Source organism: Mesorhizobium huakuii (genome assembly GCF_030160235.1).
In the GTDB taxonomy this organism is placed as follows: domain Bacteria; phylum Pseudomonadota; class Alphaproteobacteria; order Rhizobiales; family Rhizobiaceae; genus Mesorhizobium; species Mesorhizobium huakuii.
The window spans coordinates 113,809-134,442 of record NZ_BSNY01000005.1 but is presented as its reverse complement, the minus strand read 5'-3'; the positions used below and the strand labels follow the sequence as shown (position 1 = coordinate 134,442).

Here is a 20,634-nt window from a genome sequence, read left to right as displayed (position 1 = left end):
CCCCGGTCAATCCTCGCCAATTTCCACGGAGAGCAAAGGCCGCGCGTGAAGATAGTGGGCGGCCCGCCGTTTCGCGTCGATGTCCTTGAAGACTTTCTGCAGCTGGGGCGCGGTGAGGCCGGCAACCGCCGCGACCTCATCGCTGGCGATCCCATGGTTCAGGCCGTAGAGGCATAGATCCATGAGATGATAGGGCAGCGCGAAGTAGAACTCCTCCTGGCTTTGCGCCATCGAGAATGTATCGGTGGTCGGTGGCCGCTGGCGGATTTCCTCGTCCACGCCAAGATGTTCCGCGAGCTGATAGACCTGGGTTTTGTAAAGGTGGACGATCGGCATCACGTCGGCGGTTCCGTCGCCCTGCTTGACGAAAAACCCCTGATCGTACTCGAGACGGTTTGGTGTTCCCGCAACCGCGTATCTGAGGCGGTCGGCGTGGTAGTATTCCGTCATCTTGCGCAGGCGCTGCTTATAGTTGGTTGCAGCGACGATCTGCAGATACGCGGCCGGCGACAGACGCACCGTATCGACCTTGCCTTCCGGATCCTGGACGGTGAGCCGGGTGATGTTGAGGCCGTTGCTCTCGAGCACCGGCTCGATCACCAGCTTGCATTTCCAGCCGTCCCCATAGTCGGGAACGACGGTCCGGATCGCCTCGAGCTGCCGACGGTAGGCTCCGACAGCCTCCACCGCCGGGCCTATGTCTTCCAGGATGTTCTCAATGCCAAGCTGTGCCGCGACACGGCGGCCAAGTCTTAGCGAGTCGCCTGAGGAATCGCGCTCCGGCATGAACAGTCCCAGGACCTTGTCCTTGCCGAACGCGCGTGTGCACAAGGTCGCGACGACGGAGCTGTCGATGCCGCCGGAAAGGCCGACAACCACGCCGCGACGGCGGAGCGTGCCAAGAACCTGCTTGCGCAAGGTGTCAACGATGCGATCGACCTCTGTACGAGCATCGAGCACCAGCACGTCCTTGCTGAAGTGTGAGATCAAGTCGATGACAGATCCTCCCTTTTGCGAGACTCGGCCGGGGAGTAGGTCTGCACGACGGCCGTCTCGATGAGCGGGCGGTTGGTTGCAAGATTGGGCTCTATGACAAGGTCGATGTGGTTGCCCATGATCGGAACCACGTCCAGATGCGCCAGGGCACTATCCCAGCCCAGGGCCCGGGGCATTCCCTCCCGGCGGCATCGGAACAAGGTGCCGGAGATGGGCAGAGCCGGTTTGGGTGCCTCCAGCCACTGGAAGAAAGACCGCGCCCGCAAGACTTCCTGCAGTTCCAGTTTGGTTCTGAAGCTCGTCGGGTTGAACTCCCCCTTGGCAAACCGGTCGAGAATCCTGGCGAGATACGCCTCGCAACCCATGGCAACGGTGATCTTCGCGAGGGCTCGGCAAGCCATCCGGTGGGCGGATATGCGGTTCGTGCGAATGCGATGGAATGTGCGGGTAACGGTCTCCCAACGGTTGCTCGGCTCGTCCAGAAGGCTCGTGTCGAGGATACCCAAGAACCTTACCGATCTGCCGGCGGCCAGCAACCGCGCCGCAACCTCGAACGCAACCGCGCCACCAAGCGAATGGCCGAGAAGTCGCACGGGGCCGGTAGGCTGGGCGCGGCCTATCTGCTCGACCGCGGCGGCAGCCATGGCGGAAAGGCTGTTATGCCCATTCAGTATCGCGGCGAGGCCAGGATACCGGATGGGGTTCACCCGGGCGACTTTGCCCATGGCGGCTGCGAATGCAGCCAGGCTCGGACCATAACCGACGGACCCCGGGAACAGGAAAAGAACCGGAGGGTGATGCTTATTCGCGTGTCGTTCGCCCGCTTGTGCGGACACGACAGCCTCAACCATCTCGTCGAAGCTCATACCGACGGTGAAGGCCTCGAGGCCGAGCTCTTGCCCGATGGCGCTCTCGATCGCCATGACGCAATGCAGCAACTGCAGTGAATCTCCCCCCGCCTCATCCCAGTGTCCCGCCGCGGTGCCCGTGTTGAGAACCTGCATCCACGCGTGCTGCACCATTTGCCTTGTATTCAGCTCGCCTCCTGCGGGGAGCGGTCTGGCGGTGGGCGGCTGGGCGGCTGGTGCCGTCTTTCTCTCGGAGCGATCCATTTCGGTGAGCGTTGCCAGGTCGACCTTACCTCCCGGCAGGCGGGGGATCGCGGCAATGGTGTGCAATCGCAAGGGACGCAGCGGCGCCGGCAACGTCGTTCTGACGAGCTGGCGAAGTTCCTCCGCAAAAGCAGCCCCGGCGAAGCGCTGGGGAACCGCGAAAGCGATGAGTTCCTCGGCCGGCGTCACGATTGCCACGGCATCCGCCACCGAAGGCGCGCAACGCAGGACCCGTTCGAGCTCGGCGGGCTCGACGCGTCGACCATTGATCTTGATCTGGCGACCTTTGCGGCCGACGATGCGCAACAGGCCATCATCGTCCAGACGAACGAGGTCGCCCGTCGCAAAAACCCGAACACCGGGATCGTCCGGGTCCGGCCGTGCGGGAACGACGACACCGTTTTCCCAATGACCAAGCAGAACATAGGGGCTTTTGATCAGAAGCTCTCCACTTTCGCCTGCCCCAACATTGTGTCCTGCGTCGTCGACAATAGCGAATGCCATCCCGGGAAGCAGCCTGCCGACGGGGATCGATGCGTCTTGCTCCGGCCAATCCCGCGGCAGGAACCATTGCGAGCCGGTGGTCTCGGTTGACGAGTAGCCGATCTGGATCAGGCACTGGTCCGGAACGGCTTTGCGCAGCAAGGCGATGTCCGTCCACGACACCTTCTCGCCACCGATCCGGGCCACTCTGAGCGACTGGAAGGCGTCGGCGGGGGCCTCGGTCAACAGCGCCCGAAGCAGCGCCGGCACAAGATAGGCGATGGTCACACCTTCGGCTTGGACCCGAGCGCGGACTGCGCGCAGGCCGACCGCCTCCACCTCGAGAAGATGCAACGTGGCGCCCGTCAGCAGTGCCGCAAAGATCTCCCGGCAACCGGCAATCGTGGCAGGCCCGGTCAGCGGCAGGAAAACGTCATCCGCGTTGATATGGCACGCGTCGACATATTGCCGGACCCGCCACAGCAGGCTGCGCTGGCTGTTGACGATGCCCTTGGGACGTCCGGTGCTACCTGATGTGTAAAGCACCATTGCGGGCGCATCGACGGAAACCGACGGCAGCTGCGGCTGCTGTGATTGACCGTTCGGCGCCACGCCAGCGGCAATATCGATCCACAGGACTTCCTGGGCCAAATCGATGGGGCGAACATTCCCGGCACCCATGATGGCGCCGAGCCTTGCGGCGTTCACAATTTCGATGATCCGAGAGCCCGGATCTCTCATGTTGAGCGGAACCGAAGGCCGCCCGGCCGCCATGCTCGCCAGTATCGCCACGGCGTACCAGGCCGAATTGGCCTGAAGGATTCCGACAGCCTGTCCTTCGGGGACGACGGCAGCGATACGGTGCGACAATGTCTCGACAGCCCGGAAAAGCTCGGAATAAGTCAGGCGATTGGCGCCGTCGCCAATCGCGAGCTTGTCGGGGTATTGCCTTGCGACGTTTCTAAGGTGATCGAAGACGGGAATGTCCGCAAAACCGGCACCCATCTGTTGATGGTGGCGCCAGAGAGGGCCCCCTTCGTCAAGAGCATATTCGGGAATATCTGACCATCCGCGGGTCGTCGTCGGTCGACGATCCACCCGTAGATCTTGATTCGCCGCTTCAGACTGCAAATACGCTGAAGACATTCAGGGCCCCACCAAGCTGAAGGTCGACCATCACTCGCCACCGAAATCTTTTCATCAATCATTCGGATGATGCCTCGATCTTGATCAGACAGCGCTTTCCCGGCCGGGCCTCCAGGGAGTTCTCTGATTCCCCTCCAGCAACGGCCGGTTCGCCCTGGTGTCCCCGACCCCGAGACGCTTACCAAGGGCCAATCCCGCGTGCCTCCGGCAGCAGGTATGAAAGTCATTCAAATGAACGTTGGTGGGGTTTGTAATCTGGCTAAGCTTTGATCCGCAGGCAAATGACTGCTTGCTCGCAGACGCTTGGGCATACCGCCATGATCATTGAGTTGTTTGGGCCGCCTGCCGCAGGCAAGACCACACTTCTTCGCGGCCTCTGCCAGGGGATGGCAAAGCACGGCATCAATGTGAAGACAGTGAACGGCTATCGCCTGATCGAATATGGTTCGGCCCACGATGACAGCCCGGAGGTGCGCCATGGCATCGGGCGTCTTGGCAGGAAGATCGCCACATCCGGTCCTGTCTTGCTGTCGACCTTGCCGAAGGATGGTGTCGCCGCGCGGCTTCTGGCGTCAATCCCCCTACGAAGTCGCACATGGTCATGGCGCATGAAGGTCGACATCGCCCTGCTGTGCGAGTCCTGGCGTCAAGCGCAGGAATCGGAAGGTTACTTCATTTTCGAAGAGGGCATAATCCAGGCTTTGTGCGCCCTGGTTTTGCTGGCGCGAACTCCAAGCATCGACGTGGTTCGTGACTGCCTGGCGTTCCTGCCGCGACCAGACCTCCTCATCCAGCTCGATGCGCCGCAAGAAACGTTGCGCCGCCGTCTTGTGGATCGGCATGCGCAGCAACCGCTCCTGGAGGTCCTGCTGTTCGAACTCGGCGTGGACAGGGGCTTGAGGCAGGCCGATATCTCAAGGGAGATCGGCAAGTGCCTGCGCCAGGATGGATGGCCCTTGATACAAGTCAACGGCGCTGAACCTCACGACCTCGACAAGGTCATCGCGCGGGTCTTGGAAGCGCACGAGACCGTCCCGGGTTGACCAGGGCGAAGAAGCCAATCCGCTGGCCAAACCACTGGATTGACTGACAATCATGAAGTTGGTGGGGCACCTCATTTCGGCGCAGCACTAGAGCAATTCCAGGAAAAGTGTGAGCGGTGTTCCGTCAGGAATTGCGTCAAAACAAAGAGTTAGAGCGGTTCGCCGTTTCCATGAAACGGTGAAACGCTCTAGGCGTGTCGACTGGATCTGTGCGACCTTGCCAATGCAACCGGCCGCGCGATCATCTCGCATCGCGTTGGTCGAGCACTTCAAGCATGGTGGTCAACATGCTTCCGACTTCTTCCGAAATCTCCTCGGGGCGAATTCCCGCCTTGATGGCGTCCGCCGTCACCTGGTCGGCGAGTTTCGCCGCAAGGGTCGGATCGGACTTGGAATAGGGTGGCACATTATCCTCCACCCATTTCTGCAGGAATTCGATGCCCCGAGCACTCATGATCGACTAACGAGCGCTGGAGCGATTTCGTTCCGCCGAGATGGTTCAAGAAAACGTCAGACCCTTGTGATCAGGGTCTGACGTTCCCCAAGGCTCACGTTACGATGAACGACGACGCCGTCAAAGACAGGTGCGGAGAAAGAGTGGCAAACTGAATCTGATGCGCGCCGCCCGTCCCATCGCTATCGAAAGACAGGGCGCCGGTCGAACTGTTGTAGATGATGTGGTCGCCGCTGTCGTGCGCACCCCTGCCAACGTGGAATGCCGAGGTGGAAAGGGCACCCGTTTGAAGGCCGGTAAACACAGTGTGGTCGAGCTGGATCTTGTCCTGGGTCACATTGAAGTCGGTGACCTTGTCGACATTGCCGGTCTTGAGGGCGGAATTGAAGACAAAGACATCCTTGCCCCCATTTCCCGTCAGGACGTCTTTTCCGCCACCGCCGTTGATGACGTTGTTGCCGGCATTGCCGTCTATGGTTTGGGAGAGCTCGTTTCCCGTGAGGTTGATGGCCGTCGTGCCGGATTTGCTCGTGGTGGCTAGATGCTCGACCGCCGAGCCGGCCGACAGCGCATAGCTCACCGATGCCAGCACGCTATCGTTGCCGCCGCCCGACAGTTCCACCACCTTGTCGCCGACGTTGTTGACATAATAGGTGTCGTTGTAACCGCGTCCGATCATCGTGTCGGCGCCGGTGGTGCCGTGAAGCACATCCGCGCCGCCCGTGCCGTAGAAAGTGTGATCGCTGGTCGAGGGCACGCTGCTGGTCGGCTCGGTACTGACGGGGGGCACCGAGCTGGTCGGAGGCACCGTGCTTGGCGGGGGCACCGTGCTGGTGGGCGGAGTCACTTCGCCGGTCGAAGGCGCGCTGGTGGCGCTCTGGTTGTGTTGAAGGAAGAGGGCCTGCAGCGCCGGCGAGTTGCCAAGCGCGGTGTCACCCTGTTGAGAACCCCACGCATAGGCATAGTCGAAGGCAGGCGATGGAGCCACCTTGGCCCAGTGGTCCAGCATGGTCTGCTCCTGGGCGACGCTGGGAAGGACATATTGGCCGCCCGTATCGGTGGTGTAGTTGCCGCCGCCGAACGTCTGGTAGACCGGAACGACCTGGCTGAGCGGGATGCCCGAGGCGACCGCCGCGGCCACGGTCCTGTCGATCATGTTGTAGTCGACCGTGCTTGTGCCGGTGCGCACCGGGTAGGGATCCAATCCGTAATAGTCGATATGCGTGTTGGCGGGATTGTAAGTATTTGAGAAATCAGGATTTTCCGAAGACCCCATGTTCATCATGGTGATGAAGGTCTTGGCGCCGGGCAGGTTGTTATGAATCCAGTCGGATTCCGCCTTCAGATTGTCGGCTGTGGCATAGGTTCCCCATTTGCCCGTGGGATCGGGCTCGTCGACTAGGAAGAAGCCGAACACCTTCGGATTGCCGATGAAGGGCGTGACTTTCTGAATGAAAGACGAGGTTGCGCCATTGGCTTCATCGAGCCAGACCAGACCTTTCGTGCCATCCGGCAAGGCGTTGAGTTCGTCCACGGATGAAACGTCGACAAGATTGAATCCGGCGGTTGCGACCTCGGAGGCCGACCCACCCGAGGCGTAGTGGAGGGTTGTCATGCAAATATCCTTCGTCCGATTTCGGTGGTGCCCCACGCCTGCCTATTGGAAGGGTATATTAGGACCAAATCAAATACCGGTGCCCTTTGATAGAATCGTTGATCATGGCAAGGAGAGCCTGTGCGGCGGGAAGGCTGCCCTGGTTCTGTTACTTGTTGATTGTTTAGGGATATTTCAGCGTGGCGACACAGGATCAGGCAGTTCTCGCCATGGCGGCAGTGCCAGCGGATTTGTTGTGGATCCGTCAGGAAGATGCACGAGCATTCAGTCTTGGTTCAGCCTTCGGGGGGCGAATCATCCGCTATGCGCCGCTCGCCACAAAGGCCCTTTCTATCAGTGGACGGTTGTGGCTGAGATAAGGGTCAACGAGCATGTCCAGGTGCCCGCCGACGATCGGAACTATGTTTAGGCCGGTCACGAAAGCACTCCAGCCAAGGTCTGACGGAACGCCTGTGCGCCTGCACCGAAACAGGGTGGCGGTAATCGGCAATGTGGGCTTCGCTTCCGCAAGCCACTGGCCAAATGCCCGCATCCTCAGGATTTCTTCGAGTTCAAGGCGCAAGATGAATCGTATTCTGGCGAAGGTCCTCCATTTCAGCCGGTCGATGCCCCTCGCAAGCACAGCCTCGGCGCCAAATTGGGCAAACAATTTCGCCAGAGCCCGCAACATCATGCGATCCACCGTCACTCGATGCGTGCGGATGCGCTGAGCCGTTCGTGCAAGGGTTTCTCGGTAATTGTGATGCCCGGGCCCGATATTGGTGTCGAGGATTCCCAGAAACGTGACCGACCGACCGGCGGCAACAAGTTTGGCGGCAACCTCGAACGCGACGCCGCCGCCAAGCGAATAGCCGATCAGCTTCACATTGCCATTAGGCTGGGCCTGGCTGATCTGCTCGACAACCGAATCCACCATCCGCGGTATAGTGCCATTTCCCTTCAGCAGATCGTTCAAATCCCCGTAGCGCACGGCAACAACCCTGGCGACATTGCCCATCTCGGCACCGAAGGCCGCGAGGCTTGGACCGTAGCCGATCGATCCGGGCACGATGAACAAAACGGGTCTCGGGTCGGAAGCCTCGACAAGCGGGTTACTTGTGTCTTGCCCTGGAGACGCTGCCCGGACGACATCGGCAAAGCTCATCCCGACCGTGAACGCGTCCAGGTTGAGTTCCCGCCCCAGAGCCGTCTCAAGTTCCATGACGAATTGCAGCAATTTCAATGAATCGCCGCCGGCATCGTCCCAGCGGCTGCCAGCTGCCTTTTTGCCTGGGAGAATCCTCTCCCATACGGCCGCCGCGGTGCCTTCGATATCAAGCGGGTTCGCCGCCTGACGGGAAACGGGCGTGTTCTGGGCATCTTGCGCGTTCAGCGCGCGATCCAGTTCCCTCAGCTTGACACCGTCGACCTTGCCGCCTTTGAGCCGCGGTATCTCGGCAACACTGTGCAGTCGCGTCGGGTGAACAGCCGGCGGCAGGGCCGTCCTGATCAGGTCGCGCAGTTCAGCGATGAGCTCGGTTCCGTCAGGTCTCGCGGGGACAACAAAGGCCACCAGTTCGTTCGCGTCCGTCACCACCGCAACGGCATCATCCACCTGAGGCGCCCGGCGCAGGACAAGTTCCAGTTCGGCAGGTTCGACCCGCCTTCCGTTGATTTTGATCTGGCGTCCCTTTCGTCCGACGATCCACATCATTCCGGTGTCGTCGACCCTGACCAGATCACCCGTTGCGAAGGTTCGAAGCAGGGGGTTGCCGGAGTTCGCCTGAAGCGGGACATTTTCCCCATCCGCCCAATAGCCGAGCGTGGTGTAGTTGCCTCTGATCAGCAACTCTCCTTCATCGCCCGGGGCGACCTCGCGTGCGTTCTCATCCACGATGGTGTATTCGATGCCGGGTAGCACGAAGCCAACCGGGACGGTTGCGCCGCGTTCCTGGTAGCCCCTCGGCAGGAACCATTGCGTGCCAGTCGTTTCCGTGGACGAATAGCTGATCTGGACAAGGCAAGACTCGGGAACGCTGTCGCGGAGCCGGTCGATATCGGACCATAGAATTTTTTCTCCGCCGACCCGCACGATCCGCAGCGAAGAGAATGTGTCGCGCGCAGAACCATTCATCAACACACGCAGCAGCGCCGGCACGAGATAAACGACCGTCACCCGCCATTTCTCGAAATTGTCGCGGGCGGCGCGAATACCGGCGCTCTCGATATCCGAGAGATACAATGTGGCGCCGCACAGCATCGGTGTCATCATCTCGCGGCATCCCGCGATCGTCGCCGGCCCGGTCAATGGCATGAAAACATCGTCGGGGCCGAAGTGGCAGGCATCCACATATTGCTGAACGCGTTGCAGGATCGCCCGCTGGCTGTTCACGACCCCCTTCGGCGCCCCGGTGCTGCCTGACGTGTAAAGAACGATTGCCGGCGCATCGACCGACACTTCGGACGGCAGCGCCGATAGGCCGCCATCCGGCATTGCGGCCATGCAACTCGCCGCATCGATCCACTCAAGCGAAGAGGCATCCGGCCAGCCTGCCGGCTTGCCCGGCCCTGGCTTGATGATCGCAGCCAGCCGCGCGCTGGTGGAAATTGCGGCGAGGCGCTGAAATGGATCCCGGGGGTTCAACGGCACGGCGGGCCTGCCGGCCCGCATGGCGGCGAGCATGGCCACCGGATACCAGAGCGTATTTCCGATGAGGATCCCGACCGCCTTGCCTGGTGGGGTCGAACCAGCAATCGCACCCGCCAGGTTTTGGACCGCGTTGAGCAGTTCCGAAAAGCTGAGGGACGTAGAGCCGTCACTGACCGCGATCTTGTCCGGGTATTTTTCGACGATCCGCTCCAGGTGCGAAAATGCCGATTTTTCGGAGAAGTCGTCGCCCATGCGCGGGAAGAGGCGGCTGGTTGGTCCGTCCATGTCCAGAGGTCGGGTGGAGGCCTGTTTCCATGTGAGGCCATCTGGAGGGCTGTTGCCGCGCAGTATCACAACGTCTTGATCCGTTGTCGGTCTGCCAACGGATGGCAAGGCGCGTGGAAGACGGCTTTCTAAACGCGGGCGCCCCGACGCTTCCAACACAGCCCCCTTGTTTTGCTGACTGGCTTTGCCGTGTCGTACGCGACCATGTCGGCCCTGGCATCGTTAGAACGAATGAGTTCCAGCTCAACTCATCGATCCGACAGCGGTTGCCGCTGCATCGCTGCATCCCCCAATCCCTTGCTTCATTCAAACAGACGAGGACAACGCGCAAGCCTGCTCCTAGCGTGAGCCTGGGTGTTGTGCGTACTGGGGCGATGAAACCGGGCCGTGAAAACAGATCACAGGGCCAGCGGTTTTGCGCGATGGGGATTCTGCCGGCATCCAGGAGGACAGGATGAGTCCGCATCTGGTTTGCATTGGAGGCGAGGATCACCGGCTTAGAATTCCGTTCCTTCTGGCGCTGCGTGAAAGGGGCTTTCGGGTCACTGCCGTATCGAGCGATGTCGGAGACGCCTTTTCACCTCACGGCATTCCGCATCGCCGGTTTGGGTTCGACCGCTTTGCCAGCGGCGGTGGAGAGTGGGGCGCTGTCAGCGCGATCCGCAAATTGATGTCCGAATTGCGTCCCGACATTGTTCAAAGTTTCGACACCAAGCCCAACCTCCTGACCCCTCTGGCCGTGCGCGGGCAGGTTCCGGTCATTCGCACCATCAATGGGCTCGGTTGGACATTCTCGTCACGGGAACCGCGAGCGCTGGCGCTGCGTCCGGTCTTTTGTGGCCTTCAGGGGCTGGCGTCGCTTTGGACGGCCATGACGGTCTTCCAGAATCGTGACGATCAGGCCTTCTTCGACCGCTATCGGCTGGTGGGGCGCGGCAAAGCGCGACTGATCCGGAGTTCTGGCATCGACCCGAATGCCTTCTCGGCAGCAAGGTATCGCGGCCCTTCGGCCGCCACGATGCGCGAGGCGCTTGGGCTTCAGTCGGCCGAAATCATAATCTTTGTCGGCAGGCTGACCCGCCAGAAGGGGATTCCGACCCTGATCAAGGCGGTTCCCCGCGTCCTCTCCGAGAGGCCCAACGCGCGTTTCGTGCTTGTCGGGCCACAGGACTCCGAAGGCCCGTTCGCGGTCAGCAGGTCCGATATCGAGCAATATGCTCCTTACGTCGTCGCCTTGGGGCCAAGGCGGGACGTTCCAGCTCTCCTTGGCATGGCGGATCTATTCGCGTTTCCGACGCAGTATCGCGAGGGTATTCCGCGCGTCCTGCTGGAAGCGGGATTGTCCGGATTGCCAATCGTCGCCTCGAGAATGCCCGGCTGCAATGACGTGGTTGAAGATGGCTGGAATGGCTATCTCGTCGCGCCGCGCGATGCCGATGGCCTGGCGTCCAGAATAATCGGTCTTCTGTCCGACCGCGCCCATGCAAAGGTCATGGGCAGCCGTTCCATCGGCCTCGTGCGGGAACGCTTTTCGCTGTCGTGGGTCGTCGACCAGTATTGCGATCTCTACAAGACTGTCCTCGGCGGCAAATACCGCGGCAGTCTTGCTCGGCCCGCACCCGTGATCTTGAGGGAAGAGGGTGCGCGCGGTCCCCGGCTGGGTGAGGCGCGGCAATGATCCGTGACGCGATCCTGGCCTTCGGCATCGCGATGTCATACGCGGTGCAACTCACCATTCCGGGGCTGCCGTTCGGCTACAGCGAACTGTTCCTCACGCTCTGGATATTGCTGTCGATCACCCGCATCCTCGCCGGCGGCCGACTGGAGGTTACGCCGGCCCTCAGCAAACTTGCACGTTTCTGGCTGATCATGACGCTTGCCTTGGGCGTGGGGTCCATCATCGGCTTTCTGACGACGACGCTGTTCCTCGATCCGTTGTTGCATGACACGATGGCATACGTGCTGTTGGTTTGCATCACCTGCTTGGCTGCCGCGGAGCCCAACGCCGCTCCCCGTTTGCGTCGTATCGCCTGGTGGATGATCGCTATAGCGAGTGGGGGCTTTGTCATTCAGCTTGGGCTCGGCTTCGGCTGGATCCATCAGTCTGGCGTCGACCCCTGGTACTGGGACCGCTTCTGCGGTTGGTCCGACAATCCGAACCAGCTTGCGCTCTATTGCGCTCTGCTTGGCCCCCTGGCCCTGCATCTTGCGACAACCACTCGCAATCCCTGGGGAAGATGTCTTGGGCTGTGCAGCCTGATCCTCACCTTCTATGTCGGAAGGCTGACAAAGAGCGATACCTATCTCTATACGACGGTCCTGGCCTGCCTGATCCTTCTTGGACTGCGGGTTCGGGCATGGCTCACCAGCGACGGCGGCAGGGTCAGCCTTTCACGGCAACTTGCCCTCCTGTTCGCCATTGGGTTCGTCCCGCTGGCCGTGTCGATGGCGCCTTACGCTCTCAGCGAGGCCGCCAGCGCCGAAGACTTCGCCAAAAGCCTGACCAAGGATAAGGGCGGGGATGCGACCGCGGAAACCGCCGCACTTCGCCTCTACCTTTGGAACGCGGCATTGGACAAGGGAGCAACATCCGGATCCCTGGGGCTCGGTCCAGGCCCACACCTCGATACTCCCCCGGTCGTCAATCAGCAGTTTCTGCCGCGTCCTTTCGAGGCCCATAGCACGATCCTCGATCTCTACACCCAGGGCGGCCTGATTTCAGTCCTGGCCCTGCTATGGATCCTCGGCTCGGCCGCTATATCCGCCTGGCGTGCGAAGCTGGACGCTCTCGTGGCGCTCGTCGCATCGATCGCTGTCTTCAGTGCTCCGCACCTGATCATCCGCCATCCGATCGTGTGGTTCTGCCTGACCCTCTGCCTTGTCTCTGGAATGCCGCAGGCGATCCCCGCGACCGTTCGCCGGAGGAGATATTAGAATGTGTGGGATTGCCGGAATTCTCTTGGCGCCTGATGCAGCCAATACGAACGCTCTCAGGGCGATCGGTCCGATGATGATGGCCCTTCGTCATCGTGGGCCTGATGGCGAGGCATTCTGGACGAGCCGGGAAGCCGGGATCGCCTTCGGCCACCGGCGCCTGGCCATCGTCGACCTGTCGGATGCCGGTCGCCAGCCGATGCACTCCGCGAGCGGGCGGTATGTCATTACCTTCAATGGCGAAATATACAATTTCGGCGACCTGCGCCGCGACCTGGAGGGGGCAGGCCACCATTTCCGCGGCACCAGCGACACGGAAGTCATGCTGTGCGCGATCGAGAACTGGGGCCTCGACGCGGCGCTCGCGCGCTTCGCCGGCATGTTCGCCTTCGCTCTGTGGGATATGAAGAAGCGGATACTCCATCTCGCCCGCGACCGAATGGGCAAAAAGCCGCTCTACGTCGCCTCGACACCTGAAGCGCTCGTCTTCGCCTCGGAAATGAAGGCGATCACTTGTTTCCCGGGATTCAGCCCTGAACTCGATGTCGACGCGGCGGCGACGATGCTTTCGAAAGGCTGGGTGCCGGATGACCGCTGCATCTGGCAGGGCGTGTTCAAGTTGCCACCCGGTTCAGTCCTGTCTGTGACGGCGGCGGATTTCGCCAACACCCGCGGCGCCGGCTCGCTTGCGCATAGCGTTCGCCGTTGGTGGTCGCTTGCCGATGTCGCCTGCAAGGCGCAGCGGGATCCGATCGCCGGCAGCGACGAGGAGCTTACGACCGAGCTAGACAGGCTGCTTCGCCTTGCTGTCAAGGAACGAATGATTGCCGATGTACCGCTTGGCGCCTTTCTGTCGGGGGGCATTGACAGCTCGACGGTCGTCGCCCTGATGCAGGCGCAGTCCCGGAAGCCAGTTCGTACGTTCACCATAGCGTTCGGCGAGAGCGGGTTCGACGAGGCCCCCCATGCGGCCGCGGTTGCGCGGCATCTGGGCACCGATCATACCGAACTTCACCTTTCATCGACCGCGGCGCTTGAGGTCGTTCCAGAGCTGCCGCGGATTTGGGACGAGCCGTTTGCCGACGAGTCGCAGATACCGACGCTGCTGGTGTCGCGCCTCGCCCGGCAACATGTAACCGTGGCGCTGTCAGGCGATGGTGGCGACGAGTGCTTTGCGGGCTACTCGAGACACTTCCTGGCAACCCGCCTCAGAAGGCAGCATGAGCTGCCATCGTCATTTCGTCGGATGTTGGCGGCGGGGACTGGATTGCTGGCCCAGGCTTCCCAGAAAGATATCTTCGGCAGCCTGCCGCTTTCGGCGAATATGCGGCACGGGCTGCGAAGTGACCGGCTGAATCGCCTCGCCCGCCTGTTTGCTGCGGCAGATCAGGACCAACTCCTCCAGCGGCTGACGGAATCTTCGACCAATAGCCTTCTTCACGGCAAGCCGCCGGCATCGAATGCCAGCGCGACACGGCTGGACGACCTGCTCTCCCGCCTCCTGTTCGACGACATGACCGGATATCTGCCGGGAGACATCCTGGTGAAACTCGATCGCGCCACCATGGCCAACAGCCTCGAAGGGCGATGCCCGATCCTGGATCATCGCGTCGTTGAATTCGCCTGGCGCCTGCCGACCAGTGCCAAGGTCCGAAATGGCAAGGGCAAATGGATACTTCGCCAGCTCCTTGATCGCTATGTGCCGCGCTCACTGGTCGATCGGCCCAAGCAAGGTTTCGACGTTCCTGTCGGGGCCTGGCTGAAGGGACCGTTGCGCGACTGGGCAACGGATATCATCGCCACGATACGCCTGTCCGGAGACGGCGTCATCGACTGCGCGAAGGTCGACGCATGTTGGCGCGGTCATCTGCATGGAAGCCAGGATAATTTCCGCGACCTGTGGCCGGTGCTCATGTTCCAGGCGTGGCGCAACGAAGCCGTGCGGCCATCGGCGCCGGCAACGCGCCCTTCTTACGATATCGAACTGACAGGGGATTGAGATGGAAGGTTCCATAGCCAGCCGCGCCAGGCTTCCGCGTGCTACCCAGATGGCGGTTGCTACGCTCAACACCAATCCGCGAATGACGCCGCCGCCACGCGAGCCTATGCAATCTTCTCCCTTCCATCAGCTCGTCGTCACCCTGGCGACGAGAAAATGGTTCTTGCTTGCCGTCGCCCTTCTGGGCGGCATCCTGGCCGGCCTCGCGGGCCTTTCTCGGCCGGTGCTGTACGAGGCGACGACGCAGGTCATCATCGACGCCCCGAGCAGCGGCACCGCGAGCGGTATGGCACCCGCTCAAGACTCGCTGGAATCGAGCATCGATGACCATCTGACGATGCTCTCGTCGCAAGGCCACCTGCGTCAAGTTTTGACGGCGCTGCGCAAAGTGCAAACGGTCGACAACGGCGGAAAAAGCGATGTCAGCGCCGTCCCGCCGGCTAGCGGCTCGTTCGTGAGCGATCTCCTGAGCCGGATCTGGTCGCAGGGTAAGCCCGCGGCAGGAGATCCGGAAGCCGCGGACGCCGCCGCGCTGAAGACGCTGCGGAACGGCATGAGGGTCGGACAGGAGCTGCGCTCGCGCGTCATCACCATCGCCTTCACCGATGCCAGTCCGGCGCGTGCCGCGCTTGTCGCGAACACATTCGCTCAGGTCTATATCGAAGATCTCGTACAGAAACGCCGTGCATCGGATCAATTCGAGCTGGAATCGCTGGTCGCCAGCCTGCCGCAAGTACAAAAGGACCTGGTGGACGCGACCGATCGGCTGGAGACATACCGGCTGACACATGGCGCAGTTGATCAAACCGCTGCCAACAACGCAGCCAATGAGACAGCGGAGCTAGGCCGACAGATTTTCTTGTCGAAAGCCAATCTTTCCGCTTCGGAAGCGCGCCTTCGCCACATAGAGGACCTGCGAAAGGCGGGCGCCCCGGTCACGGCCATTGCCGAAGAAATTGGATCGCCTGTGCTGGCGGACCTCGTGGCACGCCAGCCGGATGCCCCTGCTGACGCTGATCTGGGCAACGCGATCAACCGTGAGATGGAACAGGGCATTGCGAAAATCGCCGCGGAGGCAAATGTCTACCGCGCCCAGGCCGCGGCTCTCGAGGAACGCAAGAGGATGCTCGACGCGGCGGTGGCCGACACCGCGAGCCAGCTTTCCGGCCTGCGTGCGCTCGAGCCGCAGGTGGCCATCGTGACCCAGCACTACAACGAGCTCCTTAGCCGGCAGCAGGACTTGATACGGCGCATTGCCGCTCCCTCGCCAGGTGTAGCGGTACTGTCGACGGCATGGGCGCCGTCAAATCCCAAATCCCTATCGCCAATTTTCCTGATTCCACCCGGCATGATCGTGTTTGGCCTGATGGGGGCGGTCTTCGTCCTGGTCCGCAACGGTTTCAATCAGACCTTGCGCAGTGAAGCTGAAGCCGAAGCCGAGCTTGGGGTTCCGTGCATCGGACTGCTTCCCAGGGTTTCAGGACTGCACGCGCGACAGCTGCGGCATCTGGTTCTGGGCCAGCAGAACTCGCCCTTCAGTCGCGCGGCGACATCCCTTCTCGTCACCGCGGCGCCAACGCAGGGCAAGGGCCAGCCGCCGCATATCATTCTCGTGACGTCCAGCATCCAGGACGATGGCAAGACAGAGTTGGCATGGAGTCTGGCGCTGGCTGCGACGCGGCTGGGAGGAAGGGTGCTTTTCCTCGATCTCGACCGCAAGGACGTACGGCTGACGAACGAATTTCGTGGCGAATTCAGCACCATCAAGGCTCACAACTCCTTTGGAGATTATGTGAGTGAACGCTGCGTGCTGCAGGATGCAGTCACCAGGATGCCAGAGATCGGCATCGATCTGATGGCTGCTCCATCACCGTCGGAAGATCTGCTCACGCTTCTGTCCACCGTCGACAAATCCCAGTTTACCGATGAACTGCGATCGGTCTACGACGTCGTCATCATGAACGGGCCCCTTGGCCTCGGGGGGCCGGAAGCCAGGCTTCTAAAGCGCTGGGCCGATGGGGTGCTTTTTGCCGTTCGCTGGGCCAGGACGAGGCGCGGCATCGCCCGTGGTGTTCTGGAGTCGCTGCGGACCGGCGGATCCGCCACCGTTCCAGTCGGAAGTGTGCTCACCCAGGTGAACCTGAAGAGACACGCCGGCTTCGGGCTTGGGGATACCGCCGACCTCCTGCTGGAGAAGGTTTGATGACGACGGTCGTCTCCGCTCTTCAAAAAAGCCACAGGGAACAACGGCGTTTCCCGCAATCGGGCCTGCTCCAGAATGATCATTGAATTTTTCGGACCGCCAGGATCCGGCAAAACAACGTTTGCACATGCGCTCGCCCAGCAGTTGCGCGGGAAGGGCTATAACGCCACGGTTGCTCTCAGCTACGAGCCCAGCACTAGGGCAGGCAGCTTCGATCTTGGGATACTCCTGTTCGTTTCGAGAATCGTGTCGGCAATATTTTCCACCGCGAGGATATTGCTTTCCTCGGTAGGGCGACTGGACGAAGTTGCCAACTCGTTCTCGATGGTGAGGCTGATACCGCCAAAGAAACGGATCTGGCGCGCCCGAATCTGGCGATATATCTTGCATCTTTCGCGTTGCTGGAATGCCGCGAAGCAATCGCCAAAGATCGTGATATTCGATCAGGGCTACGTTCAAGCGATTGGATCGCTGGCGATATTCAACGGGGACACCGACCTCGAAGCGCTCGAAAAGGCGCTCTGCCTCGCGCCCCCTGCCGATCTCACCATCAGGCTGGTGGTGCCGGCTGCGATTGTGGAGAGTCGCCTGCGACAGCGGATGGAGCGCGAGCCGCCGGCAGAACGAATTTTCGAGGCCGACTTGAACGTGAATATGCGCTCCATTGGTGTTTTTGAAGCTATAAATGATCTTCTGGCGACTTCTCGTCGGGAAATCGTTTCCGTCGACAACACTGACCGACAAGCGACCCTCAAAAGTATTTGCCAGGTCGAGAAGCAAATAATTTCCGCGTTGTTGCGTACGGAGATGCCCGAAAAACAAAGCGAGTTCCCGAATAGTCTCACGGGCGTTCCTGCTTCGGCAGCGGCGCCGCCGCGGAACAGGGACATGGGCTCGCGGCTCGCTTGGGCGAGCATCTTCGCTCTGCTGATCTATATCGGAGGCGCTGGGCTGACCAGTCTTGCGCAGTTGGCAATTGCACGCCTCATCGGGCCACGCAACTATGGCATCTATTCCTACGTTCTGGCATGGACCTCGGTGCTCGCCTATCTGGCAACGCTTGGCTTCAACGTATCATTGTTGCGTTTTGTCCCTGCCTATCGAGCCAACGGCAGGCTCGATCTGGCGCGGGGCGTGATAAGATTTGCCCTGCAACGATCGCTGGTGGCGGCGACGCTGTTCGGCGCGATCGGCGCTACATCGGTGCTGCTTTTTTCGGACCACACGCAAAGTGGGCTCGAGACAAGCATCATGCTCGGCATGGTGGCCGTGCCCTTGATTACCGCTTATGCTCTCGGAGCCACGCTGGTGCGTGCGTTCGGCGGCGTTGTCTCTGCGCTGTTGCCGGAGCGCATCGTGCGAGACGGGCTCCTGCTGGTGCTGGTGGCACTGCTGGCCAAGTCCGGATTGCGAACGGTGGACGCGCCATCCGTGACCCTGGCCGTGGTGGTAAGTTCCGCCTTCACGGTTGGGTTGGTGTTCATCACCGCCAGGAAGTTTGAACCACCTGGCCTGCGCCAGGCCAAGCCTAGCTATGCGTCGAGGGAATGGTGGTCTGCTGCCCCCCCGCTTATGCTCATCACCGGGCTCGATGTCTTCGTCAGCCGGGCAGGCGTGCTGGTTTTGGGCTGGACAGACCATATCCGTGAAGCCGGCATTTTCGCCTTGGCGTTGAATATCGCGATGCTCGTTGGGCTCTCCCGCATCGCCGTCGCCACCATGTTTTCGCCAACGGCTGCCGATCTCTATGCAAGAGGCGATCGCAACGGACTGCAGCAGCTGTTCGCGCGGGCTACCTTGCTTTCCGCTGGCGGTGCCATCGTTGTCGCCATCCCCATGATGTTGATCGCAGAGCCGTTCCTGAGGTACTTCGGTGATGGTTACGCCGCGGGAGCGCCAATCGCGCGTGTGCTCATCCTGGGATATGTTTTTGTCGCGCTGTGTGGGCCTCAGCAGAATCTCCTGACGATGACTGGAAACGAATGGGCCGCCGCAACGACCATGATCGCCGGTGCCGTGGCCAATATCATAGCCTGTGGGGCGGGCGTCGCCATATACGGCCCGATTGGCGCAGCCGTGGGCGTCGCGCTTGCTCTCAGCATCTGGAGCGTTGCCATGGCCATCTATATCGGCAAGCGACTGAAAATCATGCCGGGCCTGGTTTTTGCTCTACTATCCCTCAAGCCTAGCGCGATTGAGGCCCATCAATGGAATTGGTTCTTGAGGGCAAGCAAATGAGGGCACTTCGTGCGTTGGTCTCCATGCTCATGGCGGATCGCCAGTGACCGAAGCCCGGATGCATTTTAATCGGCATTGCGGCGAGAGGCCCAGGCTCGATGGCTGAAGGCTTAAGGTCAGAAGCGTCGATGTCCTTACCCGCCTCTTGACGCGCGCCATGCCGGCAGGGTCCTCATGTTTATTTCAAGGCCTGTGTCCGTCATTTGAAGGATGCATGAGTTCCGGACGTGCCCCACGGTATCGTGGCAAGCTGCGGAGCATCCATGCAACAAGCACCATTGGCGACGGCGCCGACGCCTCCGATGCGCCATCGGTCCGAAAGGTCGACGCCTGTCGAGCCCAACCAACGCGAAACCCTAACTCAGGTCCAGGTCTTGCGCGCCCTCGCGGCCACTTCGGTGGCGCTGCGCCACGCACAGCATGATGCGGCGACCCTGGAGCTGGAGGCCGGCCGCACCTTTCAGGCCTGGGATCCGATACCATGGAGCGCTGGGGTCGATATCTTCTTCGTGATCTCCGGCCTGATCATGGTGCACACATCTCGGCAGCTGTTCGCCAAGACGGGTGGCGCGCGTCTCTTTCTGTCTCGCCGGCTCGCCCGGATCGTCCCGCTTTATTGGGCGGTCACCACGCTCTACCTTGCCGTGGCATTGCTCGCTCCCTCATTTCTCAACCAGGACTACATCAATTTCAGGTTTGTGATCGAATCCTACTTCTTCATCCCGGCCACTCGCCCCGACGGCGTCGTTCAACCTGTCTATGAACTCGGTTGGACGCTCAACTACGAGATGCTTTTCTACGTGTTGTTTACGGCGGCGATAGTGCTGCCCATGCGTTGGGCCGTCACCGCCCTGCTCACTGCCCTGGCGGGGATGGTATTGGCAGGGCGTCTCGCGGCACCTTTGCGAGAGCCATTCGCGTTCTGGACGGACCCGATCATCCTCGAGTTCGCTTTCGGCGTGACAATCGGGATCATGTGCGCCTCCGGCCTGCGGCCCTCCGGCCTGGTCAGGGCCTGTGTCGCTGCGACGGGACTGGCCGCGCTGATGCTCGCGGCGGCATTTCCCGATATCTCGGCCGGCCTTGCCCGCCCCGTTGTTTATGGCATTCCGGCATTTCTCATCGTCTGGAGCGCTGCCTTGGCGCCAGGAGAGTTGAGGCATGAGAGCCTGGCCGCGCGATGGGGCGCTGGCGTCGGCGATGCGTCCTATGCTCTCTACTTGCTGCATCCATTCGTCATCCGCGCCACGCGCATCTTCTTCGTGCGAACAGGCTTGACTTCGGTGCTCGGCCCGTGGGCCTTTATCGCGTCGGCGCTCGTGATCACCTTTGGCGTGGCACTGGTCACGTACCGCTTGTTCGAGAAGCCGCTGACTCGCCGTGTGCGGCGCCTTTTGGGAGCCGGACCTGGTGCCCGGCAGCAGCTTCGCCCATTTCCGGTGCCGGCGTATCCCAAGACAGACTGAACGAGAGGCGCCGTCGTGCCGGCTTCGGTGC

12 protein-coding genes are annotated in these 20,634 nt (G+C 61.3%); 7 read left to right on the top strand and 5 right to left on the bottom strand.

Features of this window, described 5'->3' with window-relative positions:
* Positions 1-6: 6 nt before the first annotated feature.
* Both nadE and QQK95_RS01000 read right to left on the bottom strand, forming a co-directional pair.
* Positions 7-990 carry an NAD(+) synthase gene (nadE, locus tag QQK95_RS01005; protein ID WP_284267869.1) on the bottom strand — a complete coding sequence of 328 codons (984 nt, stop codon included), beginning with the start codon at positions 988-990 and terminating at the stop codon, positions 7-9.
* Positions 987-3,737, bottom strand: coding sequence for a non-ribosomal peptide synthetase (locus QQK95_RS01000; protein WP_284267868.1), 2,751 nt, complete (start codon positions 3,735-3,737; stop codon positions 987-989). Before QQK95_RS01000 ends, nadE begins: the two co-directional genes overlap by 4 nt.
* A 317-nt stretch (positions 3,738-4,054) precedes the next feature.
* Here QQK95_RS01000 and QQK95_RS00995 point away from each other — a divergent pair, with 317 nt between their 5' ends.
* Entirely contained in the window at positions 4,055-4,780 is a 726-nt protein-coding gene (locus tag QQK95_RS00995; RefSeq protein ID WP_284267866.1) for a nucleoside/nucleotide kinase family protein, read from the top strand.
* A gap of 241 nt (positions 4,781-5,021) precedes the next feature.
* Here QQK95_RS00995 and QQK95_RS00990 read toward each other — a convergent pair whose 3' ends face one another.
* The 3 genes from QQK95_RS00990 to QQK95_RS00980 all read right to left on the bottom strand — a co-directional run bounded on the left by QQK95_RS00990 (position 5,022) and on the right by QQK95_RS00980 (position 9,763).
* A complete protein-coding gene (locus QQK95_RS00990; protein WP_284267864.1) occupies positions 5,022-5,234 on the bottom strand; it encodes a DUF768 domain-containing protein in 213 nt (70 codons plus the stop codon).
* A gap of 94 nt (positions 5,235-5,328) precedes the next feature.
* Positions 5,329-6,849: a calcium-binding protein gene (locus QQK95_RS00985; RefSeq protein WP_284267863.1), complete on the bottom strand. Its 1,521-nt coding sequence runs from the start codon at positions 6,847-6,849 to the stop codon at positions 5,329-5,331.
* Between the two features lie 301 nt (positions 6,850-7,150).
* Positions 7,151-9,763: an AMP-binding protein gene (locus QQK95_RS00980; RefSeq protein ID WP_284267861.1), complete on the bottom strand. Its 2,613-nt coding sequence runs from the start codon at positions 9,761-9,763 to the stop codon at positions 7,151-7,153.
* Between the two features lie 454 nt (positions 9,764-10,217).
* Between QQK95_RS00980 and QQK95_RS00975 the strand changes: the two genes are divergently transcribed.
* From QQK95_RS00975 to QQK95_RS00950, 6 genes are all read left to right on the top strand, one after another.
* Positions 10,218-11,441 (top strand): glycosyltransferase, encoded by a 1,224-nt coding sequence (locus tag QQK95_RS00975; protein WP_284267858.1) that lies wholly within the window; start codon positions 10,218-10,220, stop codon positions 11,439-11,441.
* Positions 11,438-12,697: an O-antigen ligase family protein gene (locus tag QQK95_RS00970; RefSeq protein WP_284267856.1), complete on the top strand. Its 1,260-nt coding sequence runs from the start codon at positions 11,438-11,440 to the stop codon at positions 12,695-12,697. The genes QQK95_RS00975 and QQK95_RS00970 overlap by 4 nt, the downstream gene beginning before the upstream one ends.
* A gap of 1 nt (position 12,698) precedes the next feature.
* Positions 12,699-14,696, top strand: a complete 1,998-nt coding sequence (asnB, locus tag QQK95_RS00965) for an asparagine synthase (glutamine-hydrolyzing) (protein ID WP_284267854.1) — start codon at positions 12,699-12,701, stop codon at positions 14,694-14,696.
* A 1-nt stretch (position 14,697) separates the two neighbouring features.
* Positions 14,698-16,899 carry a GumC family protein gene (locus QQK95_RS00960; RefSeq protein WP_284267852.1) on the top strand — a complete coding sequence of 734 codons (2,202 nt, stop codon included), beginning with the start codon at positions 14,698-14,700 and terminating at the stop codon, positions 16,897-16,899.
* A 75-nt stretch (positions 16,900-16,974) separates the two neighbouring features.
* Positions 16,975-19,137 carry an oligosaccharide flippase family protein gene (locus QQK95_RS00955; RefSeq protein ID WP_284267850.1) on the top strand — a complete coding sequence of 721 codons (2,163 nt, stop codon included), beginning with the start codon at positions 16,975-16,977 and terminating at the stop codon, positions 19,135-19,137.
* Positions 19,138-19,400: 263 nt separating this feature from the next.
* Positions 19,401-20,603, top strand: coding sequence for an acyltransferase family protein (locus QQK95_RS00950; protein ID WP_284267849.1), 1,203 nt, complete (start codon positions 19,401-19,403; stop codon positions 20,601-20,603).
* Positions 20,604-20,634 lie beyond the last annotated feature (31 nt).